Genomic DNA, 20,551 nt, shown 5'->3' on the forward strand with positions numbered 1-20,551 from the left:
TCACTAAAAGGTAATCCGAATGAACTATCCAACCGTAGCAGTAAATGGCGTCTCCGTTCGTGTTGATGAAGAAGGTCGCTATAACCTTAATGACCTGCATGCCGCTGCTGTCTCCAATGGAGATGCAACGGAAAACCAGAGACCAAGCCAGTTTATGCGAAGCCGACAGGTTCGTAACTTTGTCGATACTTTGAGCAGAGTGCAAAAATGCACGGCGGTGCAAACGATTAATGGCGGGCTCCATCATGGTGTATGGGCGCTAGAGCTTGTGGCAATCCGCTATGCGGCGTGGCTCAGTGCTGAATTTGAGATTCGTGTTTACCAGACTTTTCAAGCATTGGTCAGAAAAGGTTTTGATGCCATGTCGCGTCTGAACAAAATAGACCACATCATCAAGACCGAAACCAAGGAAATAAGCCAGTGTGCCAGCCAAATGGCGAAGTGGGGTGTCGGCGGTCGAAAACGCCTTCTTCACACTGCCCGAGAACGTATTGCTGATGAAGTGCAGATGTACCTTCCTGGCTTTTGACTGAAGATTGGCAGGGATGCCATCGTTTTGAGGTTTAAATGACACCAATCACTGAATTAGGCGAGATGGTCATCACCGATGCCGATCGCGATTACTTCCTTCGACCTTCGTTCGCAAACATGACCCGCATAGGCTCGCCAGCGGAGATTGTAGAGCGCTTTGCTGAACTCCATGCCAGTGAGGCGCCACGGTTACTTGAAGCCGCTGTAGAGGCATATGGTGAGGTTCCTGGGTGGTTGCTGGCATACATCAACGCGCCGTCATTCAGTAGCTCAGCAATATTCGCCGGGATGATCGTCATGCAGGCATGCTGTGATGATGACCTTAGCGCGCTGGTGGGAGAGTTGCGGCCAAGCAAACGAGGGAAGAGGGCTTTCGTGTTTCGCCGCGGCAAGATGCCGGCGAGCGATATTGTCGTAATCGGCCAGTCGCTGATCACTCACGGCATCATCGGCAAGGCAAAGATACGCAAGCTGCAGCGACACGAGTCGAACAGCTACGTGAACGAGTTTAACGCCTTCGAGTACATCAGTGCAGCGCGCAATCATTTCAATATGCCTCGCGCCGAAGCAGAGCGCCTTTCGATGACCGAGTTTCAGTTGCTGCTGGCGGCAAAGTACCCAGAGCAAAAAGGCTTCACGCGCGAAGAGTACGATCAGGTGATGGACGAAGATGAGAAGCGCTGGCAGGCGATGATGAAAAAATGATAAGGGTTCGTTCTATGGCAAGCATCCATCATTGCAGCGTAACTCCACGCGAAGAAGTGCCTGATGACCATTTTTATATTGATGACCTAGAACCACCTGATAGTGAGGCTGCTAGAGAGCTCTTGGATACACGCTTCCGATCAAGAACTCACCAGCGTGTTGAAAAGCCCACTTAGGTGGGCTTTTTGTTTGATTTAGGGACGAAATTATACTTTTCAGACAAAGAGTTGAGCACCGCTTCTACCGCAGATTCTCCTATGGATTTAGCTACTTGATCTACTGCAGATTGCATTGATCTCTCTAACATGTCATTAAGAGCAACCTTGGTCATTGTCACGTAGTCACTATCAGAAAGGGGAAACAAATCAACCTCTGAAGAATGGGCTGAGGGTGAAGAGTTATCATCTCTCATCAATGTATCCTCCAGAATTTGAACTATCTCCGAGTTCATCGATCTGCCGTTAGCCTTAGCCCTCTTTGCCACAGATTCTCTAAGTTCGTCAGGCATCCTCAAGCCAAATGGGGCGATGTTTCTCATGCCTTTCATGGTTAATTCCGGTTGATTAAAATTGTGGTATCACAGTGTAATCAAAAAATCATTGACATAATAGCGACACGGTGAAATCATTACACCGTGATATCAACATGACAAGGAATCGATATGAGCGACATTCTTTACACAGGAAAGAAAAGTGAAAATATCATGCTGCGGCTACCTGAGCGCATGAAAGCAGAGATCCGCCGCATGGCGGAGATGGATGGTATTTCGATTAACTCTGCGATTGTGCAGCGCTTGGCGCGGTGCTTGCGTGAGGAACGTGCGAATGGTCAGTAAAAATGGCGAAACCCGGCAGTGCGCGAACACCAACCGGGTTTCTGTGTCGGAAACTTTGAGAGAAACCAACATGAAAAGTATAACCAATTCAGAACTTAATTTCCACGGCATTAACCTGTCACCCGTTCCGCAGATGAACGATATCTGGTTGACCTCTGCCGACTTGGCGAAGGCGCTTGGCTACGCCTCAAGCAAGAGCGTATCAACAATTTACTCGCGCAATTCCGATGAGTTTACAGGCAGCATGTCAATGGTCATCAAAATGATGACTAATGGGATAAACAATAACTTACGTGAAAAAAGCGTCCGTGTGTTCTCTCTTCGCGGTTGTCATCTGATCGCTATGTTCGCCACTACGAATAAAGCCAAAGAATTCCGTCGCTGGGTTCTGAATATTCTGGATCGCGAAGTCGAACACTCGCCAATCGCCAAGCAGTTCACCGACGAAGAGCTCATTAGTCTGTCATACATGTGGATTTGGATGGACAAGGGGCAGCGGGTGAGCAGAGAACTCTATCCAGCTATGAAGCAGATCGGTTCGACATATTCCGGGTATTTCTACGACCTAGGCCATGAGATGCGCCACCTGATTGAAAAGACGCGTGAAACGTTGATACGCGAAACGGCAAATATTGATATGAACAGCTTCCATGCTCGTCACGCGGCACCAATGCTGGATAGGCTGAATGGGAAAGGGGAGTTGCACTGACAGGCGCATGGGATGGCGCAAAAAGAAAACCGCCAGTGTGGAGCTGGCGGCTATGTCTACTAACGTATAGGAACGTCTAATGACTAAGTTGACTTTAGCAAATAATGGTGGATCTGTCACTGAGAAAAATATCGATAGCCAATCATTGCTTATGATGGTTAACGAAGCTCGCAAGCAGTGCGGTGAACCACCGGTGCGCAACAACAAATTCATCGAGAAGGTCGAAGATGAGTTAGATGGGGAGACCTACACTAAAAGTGTAGGTCGGAAAAACGGTCAGGAAATAGACATAATTCACATGACCATTAAGCAATCCCTTCGAGTGGCCGCGCGTGAATCGAAGGCCGTTCGCCGATCTTTGGTTGATAAGCTGGAAGCGATGAATGAGGCACATCTCAAAGCTGGGAAGTCCGCTACTGGCCTTGTTGAGTATCGAAAAGCGCGTACATTGAAACTCACCGTCGAAGCTGTCACGAATCTGTTTGACCTGATGCCACACCTGGCACCTGAGGCGAAGCAGGTAGCAGCTGCCAGCCTCATCAATCCGGTAGCCGGTTTCGATGCCATCCCGCTTCCAGTTATGGAAGAGAGTCACTACACGGCGGGAGAGGTGGGAAAAATGCTGGATGTGTCAGCGAACAAAATCGGCCGCATCGCCAACAAGCACAACCTTAAAACTGATGAGTTCGGCAAGTTCTTCCTGGACAAGTCGGCGCACTCGGCTAAGCAGGTTGAGGCGTTCCGATACAACACCAACGGTGTCGAGGCTCTGCGCCACCTGATCCACGGCGCTGACGTCGCATAAAGCCATCGTAGACCAAATAACTCAACCCGCTTAGCTGCGGGTTTTTTCGTTGCCGGCAGCGCACCATCTGCTACGATGTAACGACTTGTTACTTGTCTATGGGAAAAGGACTAAATGAAGAAGATTGCAGTGGCAGCAATGGTGGCTTTTTTATTAGCGGGATGTGCATCATCGGGGAACAAACAGCTGCAGAAAGAAACCGAAGTAAGCATGCAAAGCAAGATCAAGGAAGGAGTTACCACCAAATCCCAATTAAAAACCTTACTTGGATCTCCTGATAGCGTCAGCTTTACAGATGGTGGGAAAGAAATCTGGAAGTATGTTCATGCCGAGGTGAAAGTTAGCGGTAAAAGCTTCATTCCATTCTATGGATTGTTCCATAACGGCACTAATGGGACAAAGAAAGAGTTGACGGTTCTTTTTAATGGCGATGTGGTTGAAAAATATTCTATGTCAGAGTCGGCTGTGGAGACAAAATCCGGGTGGGCTGACTAGTTTAAGCTAAACGCCATAGTAATAATGATAGACCTCGCTTCGGCGGGGTTTTTTTATGTTCGAATTAGGAGGCTCAATGGCTGGGCAGGAAGAGGTTGGCAGCATTGTTTATCAGGTTGGGATGGACATTGATCCACTGCTGCAAGGTGGGCGCGCAGCAAATAGAGCCATAGGGCAGCTTGATTCGACTGCCTCAACCGCCGGGAAAACATTCAAAACGTTAGATACGCAGTTATCATCAACCGCGCGTTCAGTAAGCGCAGCCTCGGGCTCTGCCAAAAGGCTAGGTGGCAGCTTTCAACAAATTGGCTACCAGATTCAAGACTTCGTTGTTCAAGTTCAAGGTGGCCAATCAGCAATGGTTGCTTTTGGTCAACAAGGTTCTCAGCTTGCTGGCGCATTTGGTCCGGGCGGGGCTATCCTTGGCGCTGTCATTGCTCTTGCTTCGGCGTTAGCAGGGCCATTACTGGCATCGCTAGGTAGTAGTAGCAATAAAATGGCCGATCTTCAGCAGGCTGCAGAATCACTGAATAAGATTGTTGTAATCAACAGCCAAGGCGTTGCCGCGTTATCAAATGATTATGCGCGTCTGGCTGCCACAAATGCAGCGTTGGCAACCCAGCTAAGGGATGCTGCAGTTGCAAGGTATGCGGCGGAAGTTGAGAACGCTAGAAAAGCGGTATCTAACATTGCTGAAGAGCAAACATCATGGTGGAGAAGCTTAAGCGGTGGTGTTGCAAGTGTTACAGCCGCAGGTAACGCGCTCGATACATTAAGCGTCACCACAGACAACTTCAAGGAAGCTATAAATCAGGCTGAAGGAGCTGGAACAGCCTTCCGGTCAAGCACGCAGACGCTGCTGTCTACTGTCGCAATGATGGCAGACAAATTCGATATATCTGAGCAGTCGGCATTCACTCTTGTTAAACAACTAAATGAGCTAGCCAAAAACCCGACATCAGATAATGTCACCAAGATATCCCAATCAATTGCTGGAATGAAAAGCACCACTGACGAAGGCAGGCTGGCCCTTGTGAACTTTAGGGATGAGTTGACCAAGGCAGGAGCTTCAGCTGCTCAGGCTGAGCAAGCTGTAAAAGACTTGGAAGCCAGTATTGGGAGAATGAAAACAGAGGCGCAAGCGGCAAATTTCGATTCTTTGACGAAAGGTCTAAAGCAGCAGCTGATAGGCCTAACACAAGGAAAGCAGGCCGCAATAGAGTATGCAATAGCTCAGCAGGATTTGACTAAAGAGCAGAAGAATGAGGCGATAGAACTAAGTCGTCAGGTTGCTTCTGCAGAGGCTGCCGCAGAAGCAAAAAAGAAAGCAGAAAATCAGTCTAAAAGAAGTGTTTCAGTTTCTGATGCGGCAGCAACGGCACTAGGCAGGCAATCAGCAGCGATAGATAGACTCAACACTGGATATGCTGATGGATCGTTGGAACTGGCAAAATACGATGCCGTAAAAGCGTTGGGCAGCCAAGCAACACAAAAACAGATTGCCGAAGCAGAGCGCAATGCTGAAGCGGAATGGAAGCTGCAGAAAGCGAAAGCAGCCGTTGCACAGTCTGAGCGAGATAAGCAGTCAGCACAATCAAACTTCACTGGTTTGCAGGGGTTAGCATCTCCTGTCGCAGCTGTCGATAACCAGTTTCAGCAGCAAATGGATCAGTTGAACCAATATGCTCAACTTTATCCTCAGAAAATAGCTGAAATTGAAGCTGTTAGATCCAGCATTGAAGGGCAATATCGCAAGAAGCGACAGGAGGCGCAGTGGCAGGAGTTCGGTAATATGGGGTTGGGATATGAAATACTCACCAGCGCCGTTGACTCCTTTGGGCAAGGTGCAAGTTCTGCATTGTCTGGTGTTATTACTGGTACTCAATCAGCTTCAGATGCAATGCGCGGACTGGCAGATACCGTTTTGAATAGCGTTATTCAAACGTTTGTCGAAATGGGATTGCAACAGGTTAGGGCTGCAATTATGGGAACTGCGGCTCAGGAAGCTGGAATCGCTACAGTTACGGCTGCACAGGTCGCCGGTACGGCTACAACAACTGCCACCAGTACTGCAGCAGCTGCCGCTACGACTGCGGCTTGGACTCCGGCAGCCATTGCAGCCTCTATCGGTTCATTCGGTGGTGCTGCAGCGATTGGTATCGGCGCAGTTGTTGCGGCTATGGCGCTGTCTAGCAGCCTGGCAGGTAAGCGAAAGAATGGCGGCCCAGTATCTGCTGGTGGAATGTACCAAGTTGGAGAGGGTGGTAAACCTGAAATATTGCAGCAGGGTAACCATAACTACCTTCTGAATGGTGACCGTACAGGCAAGGTAATCAGTAACAAGGAATTACAGGGAAGTGGCGGCGGTGGAGTGGTAATCAATATCCAAAATTACACTTCTGGGACGGTGGACGCTCAAGCAACCACAACAGCGAACGGCGTTACTATCGATGTAATTGTTGCTGACCTAGACAACGGCGGCCCTATAAGCCAAGGCATATCACGAAATCACCAAGCCCCTCGCAGGGCAACAAACTAACAACCCGCTTCGGCGGGTTTTTTATTACCGGGAGAAAACCGTGGCAATACCTTATCCCGAATGGCTATCACTTCCCCAGAAATCCAACAAGAGCCGCACGATTGATGCCGGGTTCCGCACCGATCAGCCGGCAGTAGGCGCGCCTATCTTCCAGCGCCTGACAGATGACCTCAAAACCACCTGGTCGCTGACGTGGATTTTCACGCTGCAAGAAGATCGGGCATTCGAACAGTGGTATCGCAGCCCTCGTTACCTGGATAACGGCAATCAGTGGTTCACGATGCTTTGCAATCTGGGTGGCTCTGGCCTGCAACTGCAGGAACTGCATTTTGTGGCACCGCCGGTTCAAACGAGCATCAACGGCAACACAACGACATGGACGGCGAGCGTAATCACCCGGAAGGTCTACAACCCGGATGATGAATTCTCAGACGTCATTGTTGAGCTTCCTCCAGGCCAGTGGGGGATCATTGATGAAGTGGTAAACCGCGACATGCCGGAGTATTGAATGCCTACATTACGAGAATTTCAGTCACAGCGGCCCAACCGGATCATCTACGACACGATGACGTTTAGCCATCCGGCATTTGGCGCTCTCCGGCTGGTGGCAAACCAGATATACCCAAAGACATTCGCTGGCCAGGTGTATTCGCCATGCCGAATGGAGGTTGCAGAGAGCCAACAGAGTAGCACGCCTGTGATCAACTCTACGGCCAAGTTTGGGCGTCTGGCTCAGGACTTTAAACAGCAACTTAAGCAGTGGCGCGCGCACTCACGCATAACGCCAATCTCTGCCACGTATCAGCGTTTCGATGCGGCGGACATGAATACGCCTCTGAAGTCGTGGACGCTCTATGTGAAGGATGTAGCAATGGACGAAAGCGATGTTACGTGCTCGCTGACGCTGCAAAACCCCCTGAACAACAATATCGGGTTCCTCTACAACACAACCGACTTCCCAGGGCTTGCCAATGCATAAATCTGACTTCATCTGTGCCATGGATGGAAAACCATGGCGCGATCGGGCGTGCTCGTTCGACGAGGCTGATTGCTGGGGGCTGGTGGTGCTTTATTACCGGCACGTGCTTGGCATAGAGATACACCAAACAGCGGACTACGAAGCCGGCAGTGACTTCCTGACGTGCTTTTCCGGTGATGTTGTGTTCTGGCAGCGGGCTGAAAAATCCTCCGACAGTAGCATTTTTATCGCGTATTACGGCGCTCGACCAGTCCACGTCGGTTTGGTCATTGATGGGCAAGCATTCCATAGCCGTGGTGAAGCGGGACATGTGCGTTTTGACAAGCTGCGGACACTGGAGCGAGTTTTTACAAAATTGGAGTATTACGACTATGCCGTTGATCGAAGTTCAGCGCGTGCCAGGGTTGCCGAAAGAACGTCATAATCGGCCCGCCGGCAGCATGTTCTATCCTTGGCTGAAATCGGCCAACCTTCATTGCGATGTCGAAATTCTGCGTAACGGCGTAAAGCTGCAGCCTGATGATGAGTTGAATTTTCCGCTCAATGATGGCGACGTTATCAGCGTGTTCGATCAGCCGAAAAACGGCGCGCTTGGAACAATCCTCAATCCTTTGGAGCACTTTAACCCGATAAAATTTACTCAAAAAATTCTTTCCTCACTCATCGGGCAACCAAGCACCAGCGTCGCTGCAGGAAGTAATGCGAAAACGTCACCAAACAACAGCCTGAAAGGACAAACCAACATCGCGCGCAACGGCGAGGCAAAGCCTGACAACTATGGCCAGGTGCGTGCCTTCCCTGATCTGATTCAGGAGTCGTTATTCGAGTACGACGACAACATCAAGAAGGTCACCGAGTGGATGAACTTCGGGCTGGGTCGGTATGACGTCACGTCAGTAAGGTACTCAGAATCGAACCTCGGAGCGCTGGCTGGCGCCTCATACCGTATCTACCAGCCAGGCGATAACATTCCGCTAATCAATGAGGGGTTCGCTTTCGACGACATCGACGGGCAAGAGTTGCCGGGGCCAAACGAGAGTGGTGATTTTCCTGCAGAAACGGCGACATCAACAAGCGTGAATGATGCTTACTTTATTGCAGGTGAGGCAGTTATACAGATAATTAAACAGGACGAGTTCGACTATTTCTATGATCTCGCCTTTCCTCACTCTGTAACCTTTGTTGTAAACGTCACCTATGAATCAGCACAAGGTACGGTGACAAAGAATATAACGGTAAGTGGCGATATATTTTCTGCGAGGACCATACCGACCAATCCGCCTTCAGTGCCAAGCCCATTATATGAGTTCACAATCGGAAATTTATCTGGCCCAGATTTTTCTAGTCTGCCAAGTGGCACAGTGATAAACCCGGCAATTTTCACATTAAATGATAATGAAGCTTTGGTTATCGGGCCTTCGTTCTCCCCTGTGCCGGGGAGTCAGCTGTGGGTGCATCTTAATGGACAGCTCGGATCTGGCGATTATGCGAGAACAGACGTAACAATCTGGCAGGTTGACGATAATAACAGCGCGATACCAGGGACGATTGAAGGATTTAACTTTGGCGTAAGCAACGACGATGAGCAAAGTGACAACAAATACTCCACGTTCAAAATAACACCAACTGCCGGCTATGGTCGTTACGCTGTATCTTTCAGGCGTACTAACAACAGCAATGACCATAGCGTGTTGAAAGTAGAGGCCATTCACAGCGTCCGAATAAGAGAGAATGTCGTTTACCCAAGCGATACTCTGGTAACAGTGACTGTCACGGCAACTGAGAGGGCGACAAGTGCACGAGATCGAAAATACAACGCGCTCATCACCCGTCACGTTATCAGTTATGACCTTGCGACCCAGACTGTCGATTACACCGAAAGGCCGTCACGTTCTTTTGCAGACGCTGTATTGCATACCTGGCTAAAGATTGGCGGTCAGCCAGAGTCGAGCATCGACATCTACGAGCTTTACTCTATCGCGGCATCGTTGCCGGATCAGCGCCTGGGCTACTTCGATTACACCTTCGATGACGAAGACATCTCGCTGGGCTCTCGAATTCAGACAATATGTGATGCGGCGACCGTAACCGCGTTTTGGGATGGAGGAGTGTTGTCCTTTACGCGCGATGAGCGTAAGCCAAGCGCAACAACGGTGTTCAACCGCGCCAACATGAAAGCGGAGGATTACAGCCTTTCCTACGACATGACTCTCCCCGGCGGTTTTGATGGGGTAGAGGTCAAGTATCGCAACCCGGTCACGAATAAACAGGCATTCATCCGCTATCGGATCGTCGGCAACTCGATTGAAGAAGGGGAACCGGTAAAGGCGAAGAAATTCGACATGCTGTTTATCCGCAATTCTTTCCAGGCACGGGATCGAGCATTGAAAGAAGTTCTCCGTCTGCTGTATTCACGCCAAACCATGTCAATCCGCGCACTTGCTGATGGTGAATGGGTTAACGTCGGGCAGATGGTGCAGGTGGCTGATATCTACGACGCGAATCAGCAGGATGGTTATATCGTCGCCCGCAACGGTAACAACTTTGACACAAGCGAGCGTATCGTGTGGGCCGGAGATATGTTTGTCGTCGTCACTGATGCGAATGGCTCACCCGCGGCACGCGTTCAGGCATACCCCCGCAGCGATACGGTATTCGGTTTTACCGCTGCAGTGCCAGTAATAAACCTCAACATATTTGACGGCTACAACGTCCAATCGCCGTCTCGTTACGTCATTGCATCGCAAGTAGAGATGGACGCAACGAAATGGAAGATCACTGAAAAGAAACCAAACGGCGACGGGACTACTTCGTTAACCATGTCTGAATATAACGACGAAATGTACAATTACGAGGTGACTGAATAAATGGCTACCACACCAACGCAAAAACCAATTCCAAGCGAAGATATTAGAGATCTAAAGTTCAATGCCGGTAAAATTGATGAATTTGTAAGCTCTGATAATGACAAGTATGTTGATAGGTTTGGGGTTGAGCGTTACACCTCTAAAGGAATATCAAATTCAGCATCTCTTTTAGGTAAGCCATATGCAACGCTGGAACTAGCACAGGCAGATGTTGATAATGGCACCATTCCTAATAACGCAATAGCTTCCGTTATTACCGCAGACGGAAGTAAAGCGGTGGTTTTATATAAAAACAATAATGGAACTCTCACGCCTACAGGTCGATCAATCGTTGATGCAAGCGTAATTGAAAGAATTTCAAATATGCTTCAGACATTTCAGACAAATGAATACGGCGCATTGCTGCAAGACAGTATCGGAAACGTATTGTTTGAGTTCTTGCTGAATGGTGGGATGGGTTCTAGTGCATTTAATATTTCAAAAGATGGCTTCTCTTGTGGCGGGTATTCTGTCATGACTAACACCAGCGGTAACATCATTGTTTATGACGGCATCGGTAACGTGCTGATCGATACGTCAATTAATAACAGCAAGCCTGGCTACTCACTTGACGTGATGGACATGCAGAACAAGCTGTATGCGCAGTCGCTTAAGAAACCAATCAGCAGCTCTATAGCCGCACCTGTTTATCAATGGAATATCTATATCGGGTACGGTCAAAGCTTTATGAGCGGGTGGCAGGCGTGGCGCGATCTGACCAGGGAGGCAATAGAGTCGGGTAATGTTTTAATGCTTGGTGATTCTGTACGCGGAAACTCAATAGATGGCACGTACAATCCCCTTGGTTCGGCGGTGCTAAAAGACTTGGTTTCAGTGACGCAGACAACTGGAAGCCCATCTTTAGCGATGAACGACACTGATATTGATGCGCTGCCTAGGCCTTCAGATAACCCAGGGGAAGAAATCACCGTTGCCGCTGTAAACTTCCAGCGAGTTCTGCAGCGAAAGTATCGTGGGGTTTTGGTTGATAACGAGAGAAAAATTATTGTTATCAATGCTGCAGTTCCTGGTCGAACCATAAAACAGCTATCGAAAGGTGCTAGTACAGGCCACTTCGAAAACCGTGTTGTACGCGCTTTGCAACTCATAAAAAATAACCTTCCTGCTGGTGAGTCTGCAGCTCTTGTTGCGTTAATGTATAGCGGTAATGAGTACGATTATGATGCCAGCAAGGAAGAGTCTACACCGGACAAAAATGCCTGGAAGGCGCTTGCGCTACAACTCTTTCAAGACATTGAGGATGCAGGTAAGACAATATTTGGTCGTGGCGATAAGTTGGCGGTGTTCACTGAGCAGACAGGCGGATGGTGGACTTTCGATAGCACTAATCAATCCATCGGCCAGGCCCATATTGAGATTGACGAAGAAAACGAAAACATCACATTGTGTAAGCCATCATATTTTGAAACCGATAAGGCATCACACCGTGACAATAATGGTATTCGCTGGGCGTCAATGTTCTTTGGCAAAGCAATGCACATGGTGCTAGATCGCCGCCAAGCATTCTTTTCAAATAAAATTATTTGGGCAAAATGTTATGGTACTACTTGCCTGTTTGGCTACCGCGTTTGGGAGCCACCATTACAGTTTAAGCCAACGTATTACTTAACTAATGAGGCTGCTGGTGGTGTTATTTTTGCCAATAAAGGTTTCTTGGCCAAAGACGATGCTGGCGATTTGACTATTTATAACGTAAAGATTGCTGCCGACACGATCATTAGTGCCGAACTTAACCGCGCACCGGTAGGTACGTTAAAAATTATTTATGCCCCCAAAGCAACGTATGACGGGCAGGGTAATGTCTGCGATTCAGATGATTCGGAATCACTGTATTCATACAAATTCACTGAGTCAAAGTATCCAGAAACAAACATTCCTGCTCTGGTCAATAAGCCGTACCCACAGAATAACTTTGCTGTAGCTCAAATCGTATACCCGGAGATCATTTCATGACCACAGGAATTTCAGTACGTGTACCAGATGCAGATTGGGGATCAACACGCGCATGGTTTAAGCCGCCCCTTGATGAAACTCTCGGCGGCTGGGGATATATCAATCTCTTCGGAACTTCGGAGAAACTAGAACAGAATCTGTCTCGCAACATGCCAGGCGGTATCGTTACTGGCGCCCCAGTACGCAATGCCAACAGTGCACTTTTCCGCTTTAAGCAAAACTTCATTGGTACTCAAGTGGCGCAGGTGTATGCAATGACGTTCTTCGCTATTGCTAAAACGTCGCGGACTCTTGCAAACCAGAAGATCGGGGACGAATTCATTATCTCGAATAATCTGAGCAATGGACCAGATGGCGGCACTAATGGGACATCGCTGTATTTTTCTGATCATGGTGACAATGGGAAAATGAACGTCACGCTCGCGGTAACGCAAACATCGCAACCCCCAGGAACGCCGGGAACAGGCACAACTACGCAGCTATCAATCAGCATCCCAATCACGGACAAGCCTATCGTTATCATCGGCAGTTATTCGGCAGCTGAGAATATCATGCGTGTTATGGCTAATGGACAGGCGACGCAGGCGACGCTGCCAATCAACTCAGTAACTTCAATTCAGCGCGGGGCGCCACCACGCGTAGGTTCAATCGGGCAGAATTCTGGCACGCCTGGCACGCGTGATATCGAAGTGTTTGCAGCTGCACTGCTTACAAGAAAGATTGCGGCGGAGGAAGAAACGACGCTAACAGAGTGGGGTTATCACTATCTTGATGTGAAAGCCGTGCCTCGTTGAAGTATGAGCCGCCGGGAGGGAACCCGGCTATTTGTACAGCGTGGCAAAATCGAATGCGAGCGCCGCATCAACGGCTTTGCCCTGGGTTTCAAAAGGAACATCCGATACGAGCGGCCAGTGACCTTTATGCCAAACATAAAGCCAGTGCTGCTGCTCCTCGTCTTCGCGTATCGCGAACATCGGAGGGCTGTTCTGCTGTGGTTCTGGGTATCTGTCATTCTCATTGAGAACGTAAATCTGCCGGCCGGCAAGGGTGATGCTGCCCATTTTACTGTTCCGCTGGTGGGTGTGCAGTAATAGTAGCTGGTGGTGAGGAATTGAGGCGGGAGGTGTGACAGATTTGTGCCAAAACCCTGACACAAACCAACAATGAAAGGCAAAAATCAGCAAACGCACTTTGTAGCGACTGGCTTGTGGTGCGGCTTTGGCTGTTAGTTTAGAATACGCACCCTTTGTATATCATCAGACTGTTTCTCTGATGCTGGAGGCTTTGTGAAGTACGAACTACAAACTACCGATGGCCGCGCACGCCGCGGCCGCCTGATTTTCGACCGTGGCGTGGTGGAAACCCCGGCCTTTATGCCGGTCGGCACCTACGGCACGGTCAAGGGCATGACGCCGGAAGAAGTGAAAGAAACCGGCGCGCAGATCCTGCTGGGCAACACCTTCCACCTGTGGCTGCGCCCTGGCCAGGAGATCATGAAGCTGCACGGCGATCTGCATGATTTCATGCAGTGGCCGGGCCCGATCCTCACCGACTCCGGCGGTTTTCAGGTGTTCAGCCTGGGGGCGATGCGCAAGATCAAAGAGGAAGGCGTGTACTTCCGCAACCCGATCAACGGCGACAAGGTGTTCCTGAGCCCGGAAAAATCGATGGAAATCCAGTATGACTTGGGTTCCGACATCGTGATGATCTTCGACGAATGCACGCCGTACCCGGCCGACTGGGACTACGCCAAGCGTTCGATGGAAATGTCGCTGCGCTGGGCGGAGCGCAGCCGCAAGCGTTTCGACGAGCTGGAAAATAAAAATGCGCTGTTCGGCATCATTCAGGGCGGCGTTTACGAAGATTTACGTGATGTTTCCGTCAAAGGGCTGGTGGATATCGGCTTTGACGGGTACGCTGTGGGCGGCTTGGCTGTAGGCGAGCCGAAAGAGGATATGCATCGCATTCTTGAACACGTTTGCCCGCAAATTCCGGAAGATAAGCCACGCTATTTGATGGGCGTCGGCAAGCCGGAAGATTTGGTGGAAGGCGTGCGCCGCGGCATCGACATGTTCGACTGCGTTATGCCGACCCGCAACGCCCGCAACGGCCATTTGTTCGTGACTGACGGTGTGGTAAAAATCCGTAATGCCAAGCACAAGGATGATACTTCTCCGCTGGATAAGGACTGTGATTGCTACACGTGTCGCCATTACAGCCGCGCCTACTTGCACCATCTCGACCGTTGCAACGAAATATTGGGTGCTCGACTGAACACAATTCATAACCTGCGTCACTACCAGCGCCTGATGGCGGGTTTACGCCAGGCTATCGAAGAGGGTAAATTAGAGCAGTTTGTTGCGGATTTCTATGGTCGGATCGGCAAGCCGATTCCGCCTTTAAACGCTTGATCTAATAATTGATAACTTAATGAGGGAATTTCAATGAGCTTTTTCATTTCTGACGCCGTCGCATCCGCAGGGGCTCCGGCTCAGGGAAGCCCGTACTCTCTGATCATTATGCTGGTGGTGTTCGGCCTGATCTTCTACTTCATGATCCTGCGCCCACAGCAGAAACGCGCGAAAGATCACAAGAAGCTGATGGACTCCATCGGTAAAGGCGACGAAGTGCTGACCACCGGCGGCCTGATCGGTCGTGTGACCAAAGTGGCCGACACCGGCATCATCGCCATCGCGCTGAACGACACCACGGAAGTGATGATCAAGCGTGACTTCGTGGCGGCCGTTCTGCCGAAAGGTACCATGAAGGCCCTGTAATCTTTTTTCCCGAAGGGAATTGCCGTGCTAAACCGTTATCCTTTGTGGAAGTATCTGATGTTGATCGTCGTGATCCTCGTCGGTCTGCTTTATGCGCTTCCCAACATCTACGGTGAGGATCCGGCCGTACAAATCACTGGCGCGCGCGGTGTCGCCGCCAGTGAAACTACGCTGGACCAGGTCCGTACCGTATTAGAAAAAGACAACATCGCGAGCAAGTCGATTGCGCTGGAAAATGGCGCTATCCTGGCTCGCTTTAAAGATCCTGACGTTCAGCTGCGCGCCCGCGAAGCGCTGGTGACCGAGCTGGGTGACAAATTCGTCGTGGCGCTGAACCTGGCGCCGGCCACGCCGACCTGGCTGGCCATGCTGGGCGCAGAACCGATGAAACTCGGCCTGGACTTGCGCGGCGGCGTGCACTTCCTGATGGAAGTGGACATGGACACCGCGTTGAGCAAGCTGCAGGAACAGACCATGGATACCCTGCGCAGCGAGCTGCGCGAGAAGGGCATTCCTTACGCGTCTATCCGCAAGCTGGACAACAACGGCGTGGAAGTTCGCTTCCGTGACGATGCGGCTCGCGACCAGGCCATCAGCTACATCGGCCCGCGTCAGCGCGATCTGGTGCTGTCCGCCAACGGCGCCAACACCATGAAAGCGAACCTGACGGACGCCCGTCTGAGCGAAGCGCGTGAATACGCCGTCCAGCAGAACATCACTATCCTGCGTAACCGCGTCAACCAGCTCGGCGTCGCCGAACCGCTGGTGCAGCGCCAGGGCGCTGACCGCATCGTGGTCGAGCTGCCGGGCATTCAGGACACCGCGCGCGCCAAAGAAATTCTGGGCGCCACCGCGACCCTCGAATTCCGTCTGGTGAACACCAATGCGGACGCCACCGCGGCGGCCAATGGCCGCGTGCCGGGCGATTCCGAGGTGAAATATACCCGCGACGGCCAGCCGATCGTGCTGTACAAGCGCGTGATCCTGACCGGTGACCACATCACCGACTCCACCTCGAGCACCGACGAATACAACCAGCCGCAGGTTAACATCTCGCTGGATAGCGCCGGCGGCACGTCGATGTCCAACTTCACCAAGGACAACATCGGCAAGCCGATGGCGACCCTGTTCGTGGAGTATAAGGACAGCGGTAAGAAAGACGCCAACGGCCGTGCGGTGCTGGTGAAACAGGAAGAAGTGATCAACGTGGCGAACATTCAGTCGCGTCTGGGCAACAGCTTCCGCATCACCGGTATCGGCAACCCGAACGAAGCGCGTCAGCTTTCGCTGCTGTTGCGTGCGGGTGCGCTGATCGCGCCGATTCAGATCGTTGAAGAGCGCACCATCGGTCCAACCCTGGGTCAGCAGAACATTACCCAAGGTCTGGAAGCCTGTCTGTGGGGCCTGGTGGCGTCCATCGTCTTCATGGTGGTCTGGTACCGTAAGTTCGGCGTGATCGCCACCACGGCGCTGGTCGCCAACCTGGTGCTGATCGTCGGCGTGATGTCCCTGTTGCCGGGGGCGACGCTGACCATGCCGGGCATTGCCGGGATCGTGTTGACGCTGGCGGTGGCGGTCGACGCCAACGTACTGATTAACGAACGTATCAAGGAAGAGCTGAAGAATGGCCGGTCCGTTCAGCAGGCAATCCATGAGGGCTATAAAGGCGCGTTCTCCAGTATCGTCGACGCCAACATCACCACGCTGATCACCGCGGTCATCCTGTACGCAGTGGGCACCGGTTCGATCAAAGGCTTTGCGATCACCACCGCGATCGGTGTGGCGACGTCCATGTTCACCGCGATTGTCGGTACCCGTGCCATCGTCAACCTGCTTTACGGCGGCAAACGCATTAACAAGCTGTCTATCTGAGGAGTGCGTTGTGGCACAGGATTATACTGTTGAGCAACTCAACTACGGCCGTAAAGTCTACGACTTTATGCGCTGGGACTATTTGGCCTTCGGCATCTCGTTGCTGCTGTTGGTCGCGTCGATCGTCACCATGTCGGTGCGCGGGTTTAACTGGGGTCTGGATTTCACCGGCGGTACGGTGATTGAAATCAACCTGGAGAAGCCGGCTAACCTTGACCTGATGCGCGACACGCTGGAGAAGGCCGGGTTCCAGGATCCGATCATCCAGAACTTCGGCAGCAGCCGCGACGTGATGGTGCGCATGCCACCGGCGACCGGCACCGCAGGCCAGGAACTGGGCAACAAGGTGATCGGCGTGATCAACGACTCGGTGGATAAAAACGCCACCGTGAAGCGCATCGAGTTCGTCGGCCCGAGCGTGGGCAGCGAGCTGGCGCAAACCGGCGGCATGGCGCTGCTGGTGGCGTTGATCTGTATCCTGATCTACGTCGGTTTCCGCTTCGAATGGCGCCTGGCGCTGGGGGCGGTTATCGCGCTGGCGCACGACGTGATCATCACGCTGGGCGTGCTGTCGCTGTTCCACATCGAGATTGACCTGACCATCGTCGCTTCCCTGATGTCGGTTATCGGTTACTCGCTGAACGACAGCATCGTGGTCTCCGACCGTATTCGTGAGAACTTCCGCAAGATCCGCCGCGGTACGCCTTACGAGATCATGAACGTGTCGTTGACCCAGACGCTGAGCCGTACGCTGATGACTTCCGGTACTACCCTGATGGTGGTGCTGATGCTGTACATCTTCGGTGGCGCGATGCTGCAAGGCTTCTCGCTGGCGATGCTGATCGGCGTGTCGATCGGTACCGTTTCCTCCATCTACGTCGCGTCCGCGCTGGCGTTGAAGCTGGGGATGAAACGCGAGCACATGCTGCAGCAAAAAGTGGAAAAAGAGGGCGCGGATCAGCCTTCGATTCTGCCTTAACCGCCGCAGTATTCAGCGAAATGAGAAGGAGCGCCGATGGCGCTCCTTTTTTTTGCTTTGGGTTTCAGCGTTGCTGCACCACCGCCGGTTGGGCGGTGGCCACCAGACTGTGCAGACGGATATAGCCGAGCTGTTCCGGCGTCAGGCCGCTGAAGCGTAGCTCGAAGTCCTGACCGGGTTTCGGCAGCAGCGAGTCGGCGCTGGCGATCGGTTGCGACAGTGCTTCGGCGGTCAGCGGCCGGCCGGTGGCCTCATCCAGTTGACCCCATTCCACCACCGCGTTGAACGGCGGCAGCGTAGCCTGTGAGAGGATGCGCACATGCAGCTGCGCCTGCGTGCCGTTGGCTTCGCTCTTGATGTGGCTCAGCGAAACGCTCAGTTCGCCGATGCCGCTCTGCAAACGGGCAGCGCTTCGAGCCGCCGGCAGCAGGTAGACGCCATTGTCGGAGTGCTGATTGAGCAAATTCTGCCGCTCCAGTGCGGTGGTTTGGTCGGTCAGTACGCTCACTTTCTGGTTCAGCGCGGCGACCTGATGGCGCAGCTGAGGCACGGCGGTGTTGTGCGCGCAGCCCGCCAGCAAAATGGCGGCGGCGAGCAGGGCGATTTTAGGGTAACAGGTTGTCATGACGGCGATTTCCTATGCTGAGTCTCCTGCTATCAAGCTTAGTCCGCATAGTGGTGAAAGTCATATCGCTGCCACCTTCCCGCCGCCTGTCGCAACAAATGGCCGCCGCCCTTTGTTGTGGCTGCACTTCGGGTTAAACTGCATTTATCTATAAAAAACGTTTATCAGGACGTGTTATGCATTGCCCTTTCTGCGCCGCCGTTGATACCAAAGTCATCGATTCCCGCCTGGTGGGGGACGGTTCGCAAGTGCGCCGCCGCCGCCAGTGTCTGGTATGCAATGAACGCTTCACCACCTTCGAGGTGGCCGAGCTGGTGATGCCGCGAGTGATTAAAAGCGATGAGGTGCGCGAGCCGTTCAACGAAGACAAACTGCGTCGCGGCATGCTGAAAGCGCTGGAAAAGCGCCCGGTCAGCTCGGACGATGTGGAAAACGCCCTTAATCATATCAAATCCCAACTGCGCGCCACCGGCGAACGCGAAGTGCCGACCAAGTTAGTCGGCAATCTGGTGATGGACGCGCTGAAAAAGCTGGATAAGGTGGCCTACATTCGCTTCGCGTCGGTGTACCGCAGCTTCGAAGACGTGCGCGAGTTCGGTGAAGAGATTGCCCGCCTGCAAGACTAAAGGATCTTTCATGCATCACGACGAATTTTACATGGCGCGCGCCTTCGAACTGGCGCGGCTGGGGCGTTTCACCACCGCGCCCAATCCGAACGTCGGCTGCGTTATCGTGCGCGACGGCGAAATTGTCGGTGAAGGCTATCATCTGCGCGCCGGCGAGCCGCATGCGGAAGTGCACGCGCTGCGCATGGCGGGCGACAAGGCGCGCGGCGCCACCGCCTACGTGACGCTCGAGCCGTGCAGTCACCACGGCCGCACGCCGCCCTGCGCCGATGCGCTGGTGGCCGCCGGCGTGACGCGGGTGGTCGCGGCGATGCAAGATCCCAATCCTCAGGTGGCGGGGCGCGGCTTGTACAAGCTGCAGCAAGCCGGCGTCGAAGTCCGTCATGGCCTGATGCTGGCCGAGGCCGAAGCGGTCAACCTGGGCTTCCTCAAACGCATGCGCACCGGTTTCCCCTATGTGCAACTGAAGCTGGGCGCGTCGCTGGACGGCCGCACGGCGATGGCCTCCGGCGAAAGCCAGTGGATCACCTCACCCGAAGCGCGTCAGGACGTGCAGCGCCTGCGCGCGCAGAGCGCCGCCATTCTCAGCACCAGCGCCACCGTACTGGCGGACGATCCGTCGCTGACGGTGCGTTGGGATGAGCTGGACGCCGAGACGCAGCGCCTCTATCCGCGCGAAAATCTGCGCCAGCCGCTGCGCATCCTGCTCGACAGCCAAAATCGCATTACCCCGCAGCACCGCGTGGTGCAGCAGCCGGGCGCTACCTGGCTGGCGCGTCTGCAGGCGGATGAACAGGCCTGGCCGCAAGAGGTCGAACAGTTTATCTGCCCGGCGCACGGCGGCGGCATCGATCTGGTGGTGATGATGATGCTGTTGGCTAAGCGCCAGGTGAATTCAATCTGGGTAGAGGCGGGCGCAACGCTGGCCGGCGCGCTGCTGCAGGCTGGCCTGGTGGATGAGCTCATTTTGTACATCGCGCCGAAACTGTTGGGCGATAATAGCCGCGGCCTGTGTCATCTGCCGGGCCTGGAACGGCTGGCCGACGCGCCGGAATTCGTCTTTAGCGACGTGCGTCAGGTTGGCCCCGATCTGCGTTTGCGCCTGCGGGCGAAACACTGAATCTCGCGCCCGCGCGCCGGTTTTACAAAAGCGCCGCGCAGGCGATGAAAGAATATGATAGAATCCGCCCCCCT

At 52.6% G+C, this 20,551-nt stretch carries 22 protein-coding genes; 19 read left to right on the forward strand and 3 right to left on the reverse strand.

The features are described 5' to 3' along the window. Positions 1-19: 19 nt before the first annotated feature. On the forward strand, positions 20-529 hold the full coding sequence (locus tag FOT55_RS15190) for a KilA-N domain-containing protein (RefSeq protein WP_127146601.1): 510 nt from the start codon (positions 20-22) through the stop codon (positions 527-529). A 38-nt stretch (positions 530-567) separates the two neighbouring features. Then, positions 568-1,236 carry a DUF6246 family protein gene (locus tag FOT55_RS15195; RefSeq protein WP_147823660.1) on the forward strand — a complete coding sequence of 223 codons (669 nt, stop codon included), beginning with the start codon at positions 568-570 and terminating at the stop codon, positions 1,234-1,236. Positions 1,237-1,408: 172 nt separating this feature from the next. Here FOT55_RS15195 and FOT55_RS15200 read toward each other — a convergent pair whose 3' ends face one another. Then, positions 1,409-1,783, reverse strand: coding sequence for an Arc family DNA-binding protein (locus tag FOT55_RS15200; protein WP_147823661.1), 375 nt, complete (start codon positions 1,781-1,783; stop codon positions 1,409-1,411). A 114-nt stretch (positions 1,784-1,897) separates the two neighbouring features. On the opposite strand from FOT55_RS15200, the gene FOT55_RS15205 reads away from it, so the two are divergent. From FOT55_RS15205 to FOT55_RS15255, 11 genes are all read left to right on the forward strand, one after another. Continuing rightward, positions 1,898-2,071, forward strand: a complete 174-nt coding sequence (locus FOT55_RS15205; protein ID WP_147823662.1) for an Arc family DNA-binding protein — start codon at positions 1,898-1,900, stop codon at positions 2,069-2,071. A gap of 70 nt (positions 2,072-2,141) precedes the next feature. Further along, positions 2,142-2,780 (forward strand): P22AR C-terminal domain-containing protein, encoded by a 639-nt coding sequence (locus tag FOT55_RS15210; protein WP_414482940.1) that lies wholly within the window; start codon positions 2,142-2,144, stop codon positions 2,778-2,780. Between the two features lie 79 nt (positions 2,781-2,859). Continuing rightward, positions 2,860-3,585 (forward strand): hypothetical protein, encoded by a 726-nt coding sequence (locus tag FOT55_RS15215; RefSeq protein WP_147823664.1) that lies wholly within the window; start codon positions 2,860-2,862, stop codon positions 3,583-3,585. Positions 3,586-3,699: 114 nt separating this feature from the next. Further along, positions 3,700-4,080: a hypothetical protein gene (locus FOT55_RS15220; protein ID WP_147823665.1), complete on the forward strand. Its 381-nt coding sequence runs from the start codon at positions 3,700-3,702 to the stop codon at positions 4,078-4,080. 76 nt (positions 4,081-4,156) lie between these two features. Further along, a complete protein-coding gene (locus tag FOT55_RS15225) occupies positions 4,157-6,619 on the forward strand; it encodes a phage tail protein (RefSeq protein WP_147823666.1) in 2,463 nt (820 codons plus the stop codon). 40 nt (positions 6,620-6,659) lie between these two features. Continuing rightward, positions 6,660-7,127, forward strand: a complete 468-nt coding sequence (locus FOT55_RS15230; RefSeq protein ID WP_147823667.1) for a hypothetical protein — start codon at positions 6,660-6,662, stop codon at positions 7,125-7,127. Continuing rightward, entirely contained in the window at positions 7,128-7,598 is a 471-nt protein-coding gene (locus tag FOT55_RS15235; protein WP_147823668.1) for a DUF1833 family protein, read from the forward strand. Beyond that, complete coding sequence (locus FOT55_RS15240; protein WP_147823669.1) at positions 7,591-8,022, forward strand: NlpC/P60 family protein; 432 nt, start codon at positions 7,591-7,593, stop codon at positions 8,020-8,022. Before FOT55_RS15235 ends, FOT55_RS15240 begins: the two co-directional genes overlap by 8 nt. After that, positions 7,970-10,465 (forward strand): host specificity factor TipJ family phage tail protein, encoded by a 2,496-nt coding sequence (locus tag FOT55_RS15245; RefSeq protein ID WP_147823670.1) that lies wholly within the window; start codon positions 7,970-7,972, stop codon positions 10,463-10,465. The genes FOT55_RS15240 and FOT55_RS15245 overlap by 53 nt, the downstream gene beginning before the upstream one ends. Then, the gene (locus tag FOT55_RS15250) at positions 10,466-12,478 is read left to right on the forward strand and encodes a phospholipase D-like domain-containing protein (protein ID WP_147823671.1); all 2,013 of its coding nucleotides are present in this window, start codon (positions 10,466-10,468) and stop codon (positions 12,476-12,478) included. It abuts the gene before it with no gap. Next, the gene (locus FOT55_RS15255; RefSeq protein ID WP_147823672.1) at positions 12,475-13,272 is read left to right on the forward strand and encodes a hypothetical protein; all 798 of its coding nucleotides are present in this window, start codon (positions 12,475-12,477) and stop codon (positions 13,270-13,272) included. Before FOT55_RS15250 ends, FOT55_RS15255 begins: the two co-directional genes overlap by 4 nt. A gap of 27 nt (positions 13,273-13,299) precedes the next feature. Here the strand turns inward: FOT55_RS15255 and FOT55_RS15260 are convergent, their stop codons facing one another. Further along, positions 13,300-13,539, reverse strand: coding sequence for a hypothetical protein (locus FOT55_RS15260; protein WP_147823673.1), 240 nt, complete (start codon positions 13,537-13,539; stop codon positions 13,300-13,302). Between the two features lie 225 nt (positions 13,540-13,764). On the opposite strand from FOT55_RS15260, the gene tgt reads away from it, so the two are divergent. Genes tgt through secF form a run of 4 tightly spaced genes read left to right on the forward strand, consistent with a single transcriptional unit; the run spans position 13,765 to position 18,106 of the window. After that, a complete protein-coding gene (gene tgt, locus FOT55_RS15265; RefSeq protein ID WP_004940392.1) occupies positions 13,765-14,889 on the forward strand; it encodes a tRNA guanosine(34) transglycosylase Tgt in 1,125 nt (374 codons plus the stop codon). 33 nt (positions 14,890-14,922) lie between these two features. Further along, positions 14,923-15,255: a preprotein translocase subunit YajC gene (gene yajC, locus FOT55_RS15270; protein WP_004940391.1), complete on the forward strand. Its 333-nt coding sequence runs from the start codon at positions 14,923-14,925 to the stop codon at positions 15,253-15,255. A 24-nt stretch (positions 15,256-15,279) separates the two neighbouring features. Next, entirely contained in the window at positions 15,280-17,127 is a 1,848-nt protein-coding gene (secD, locus tag FOT55_RS15275; protein WP_004940390.1) for a protein translocase subunit SecD, read from the forward strand. A gap of 10 nt (positions 17,128-17,137) precedes the next feature. Beyond that, a complete protein-coding gene (gene secF, locus FOT55_RS15280) occupies positions 17,138-18,106 on the forward strand; it encodes a protein translocase subunit SecF (RefSeq protein WP_004940389.1) in 969 nt (322 codons plus the stop codon). Positions 18,107-18,170: 64 nt separating this feature from the next. Here secF and FOT55_RS15285 read toward each other — a convergent pair whose 3' ends face one another. Further along, on the reverse strand, positions 18,171-18,731 hold the full coding sequence (locus FOT55_RS15285; protein WP_049209300.1) for a SadB/YajI family lipoprotein: 561 nt from the start codon (positions 18,729-18,731) through the stop codon (positions 18,171-18,173). A gap of 176 nt (positions 18,732-18,907) precedes the next feature. On the opposite strand from FOT55_RS15285, the gene nrdR reads away from it, so the two are divergent. Beyond that, positions 18,908-19,357 carry a transcriptional regulator NrdR gene (gene nrdR / locus FOT55_RS15290; RefSeq protein ID WP_004940387.1) on the forward strand — a complete coding sequence of 150 codons (450 nt, stop codon included), beginning with the start codon at positions 18,908-18,910 and terminating at the stop codon, positions 19,355-19,357. A gap of 10 nt (positions 19,358-19,367) precedes the next feature. Beyond that, the gene (gene ribD, locus FOT55_RS15295) at positions 19,368-20,477 is read left to right on the forward strand and encodes a bifunctional diaminohydroxyphosphoribosylaminopyrimidine deaminase/5-amino-6-(5-phosphoribosylamino)uracil reductase RibD (protein WP_089195588.1); all 1,110 of its coding nucleotides are present in this window, start codon (positions 19,368-19,370) and stop codon (positions 20,475-20,477) included. The last annotated feature ends 74 nt before the right edge of the window (positions 20,478-20,551 follow it).

Source organism: Serratia bockelmannii (assembly GCF_008011855.1).
Classification (GTDB): domain Bacteria; phylum Pseudomonadota; class Gammaproteobacteria; order Enterobacterales; family Enterobacteriaceae; genus Serratia; species Serratia bockelmannii.

Coding starts and splice junctions, on each gene's coding strand:
- FOT55_RS15215 (WP_147823664.1), top strand. CDS start 2,860: ATGACTAAGTTGACTTTAGCAAATAATGGTGGATCTGTCACTGAGAAA.
- ribD (WP_089195588.1), top strand. CDS start 19,368: ATGCATCACGACGAATTTTACATGGCGCGCGCCTTCGAACTGGCGCGG.
- FOT55_RS15220 (WP_147823665.1), top strand. CDS start 3,700: ATGAAGAAGATTGCAGTGGCAGCAATGGTGGCTTTTTTATTAGCGGGA.
- yajC (WP_004940391.1), top strand. CDS start 14,923: ATGAGCTTTTTCATTTCTGACGCCGTCGCATCCGCAGGGGCTCCGGCT.
- FOT55_RS15225 (WP_147823666.1), top strand. CDS start 4,157: ATGGCTGGGCAGGAAGAGGTTGGCAGCATTGTTTATCAGGTTGGGATG.
- FOT55_RS15190 (WP_127146601.1), top strand. CDS start 20: ATGAACTATCCAACCGTAGCAGTAAATGGCGTCTCCGTTCGTGTTGAT.
- nrdR (WP_004940387.1), top strand. CDS start 18,908: ATGCATTGCCCTTTCTGCGCCGCCGTTGATACCAAAGTCATCGATTCC.
- FOT55_RS15200 (WP_147823661.1), bottom strand. CDS start 1,783: ATGAAAGGCATGAGAAACATCGCCCCATTTGGCTTGAGGATGCCTGAC.
- FOT55_RS15235 (WP_147823668.1), top strand. CDS start 7,128: ATGCCTACATTACGAGAATTTCAGTCACAGCGGCCCAACCGGATCATC.
- FOT55_RS15285 (WP_049209300.1), bottom strand. CDS start 18,731: ATGACAACCTGTTACCCTAAAATCGCCCTGCTCGCCGCCGCCATTTTG.
- FOT55_RS15255 (WP_147823672.1), top strand. CDS start 12,475: ATGACCACAGGAATTTCAGTACGTGTACCAGATGCAGATTGGGGATCA.
- FOT55_RS15250 (WP_147823671.1), top strand. CDS start 10,466: ATGGCTACCACACCAACGCAAAAACCAATTCCAAGCGAAGATATTAGA.
- FOT55_RS15260 (WP_147823673.1), bottom strand. CDS start 13,539: ATGGGCAGCATCACCCTTGCCGGCCGGCAGATTTACGTTCTCAATGAG.
- FOT55_RS15210 (WP_414482940.1), top strand. CDS start 2,142: ATGAAAAGTATAACCAATTCAGAACTTAATTTCCACGGCATTAACCTG.
- FOT55_RS15240 (WP_147823669.1), top strand. CDS start 7,591: ATGCATAAATCTGACTTCATCTGTGCCATGGATGGAAAACCATGGCGC.
- FOT55_RS15245 (WP_147823670.1), top strand. CDS start 7,970: ATGCCGTTGATCGAAGTTCAGCGCGTGCCAGGGTTGCCGAAAGAACGT.
- FOT55_RS15205 (WP_147823662.1), top strand. CDS start 1,898: ATGAGCGACATTCTTTACACAGGAAAGAAAAGTGAAAATATCATGCTG.
- FOT55_RS15195 (WP_147823660.1), top strand. CDS start 568: ATGACACCAATCACTGAATTAGGCGAGATGGTCATCACCGATGCCGAT.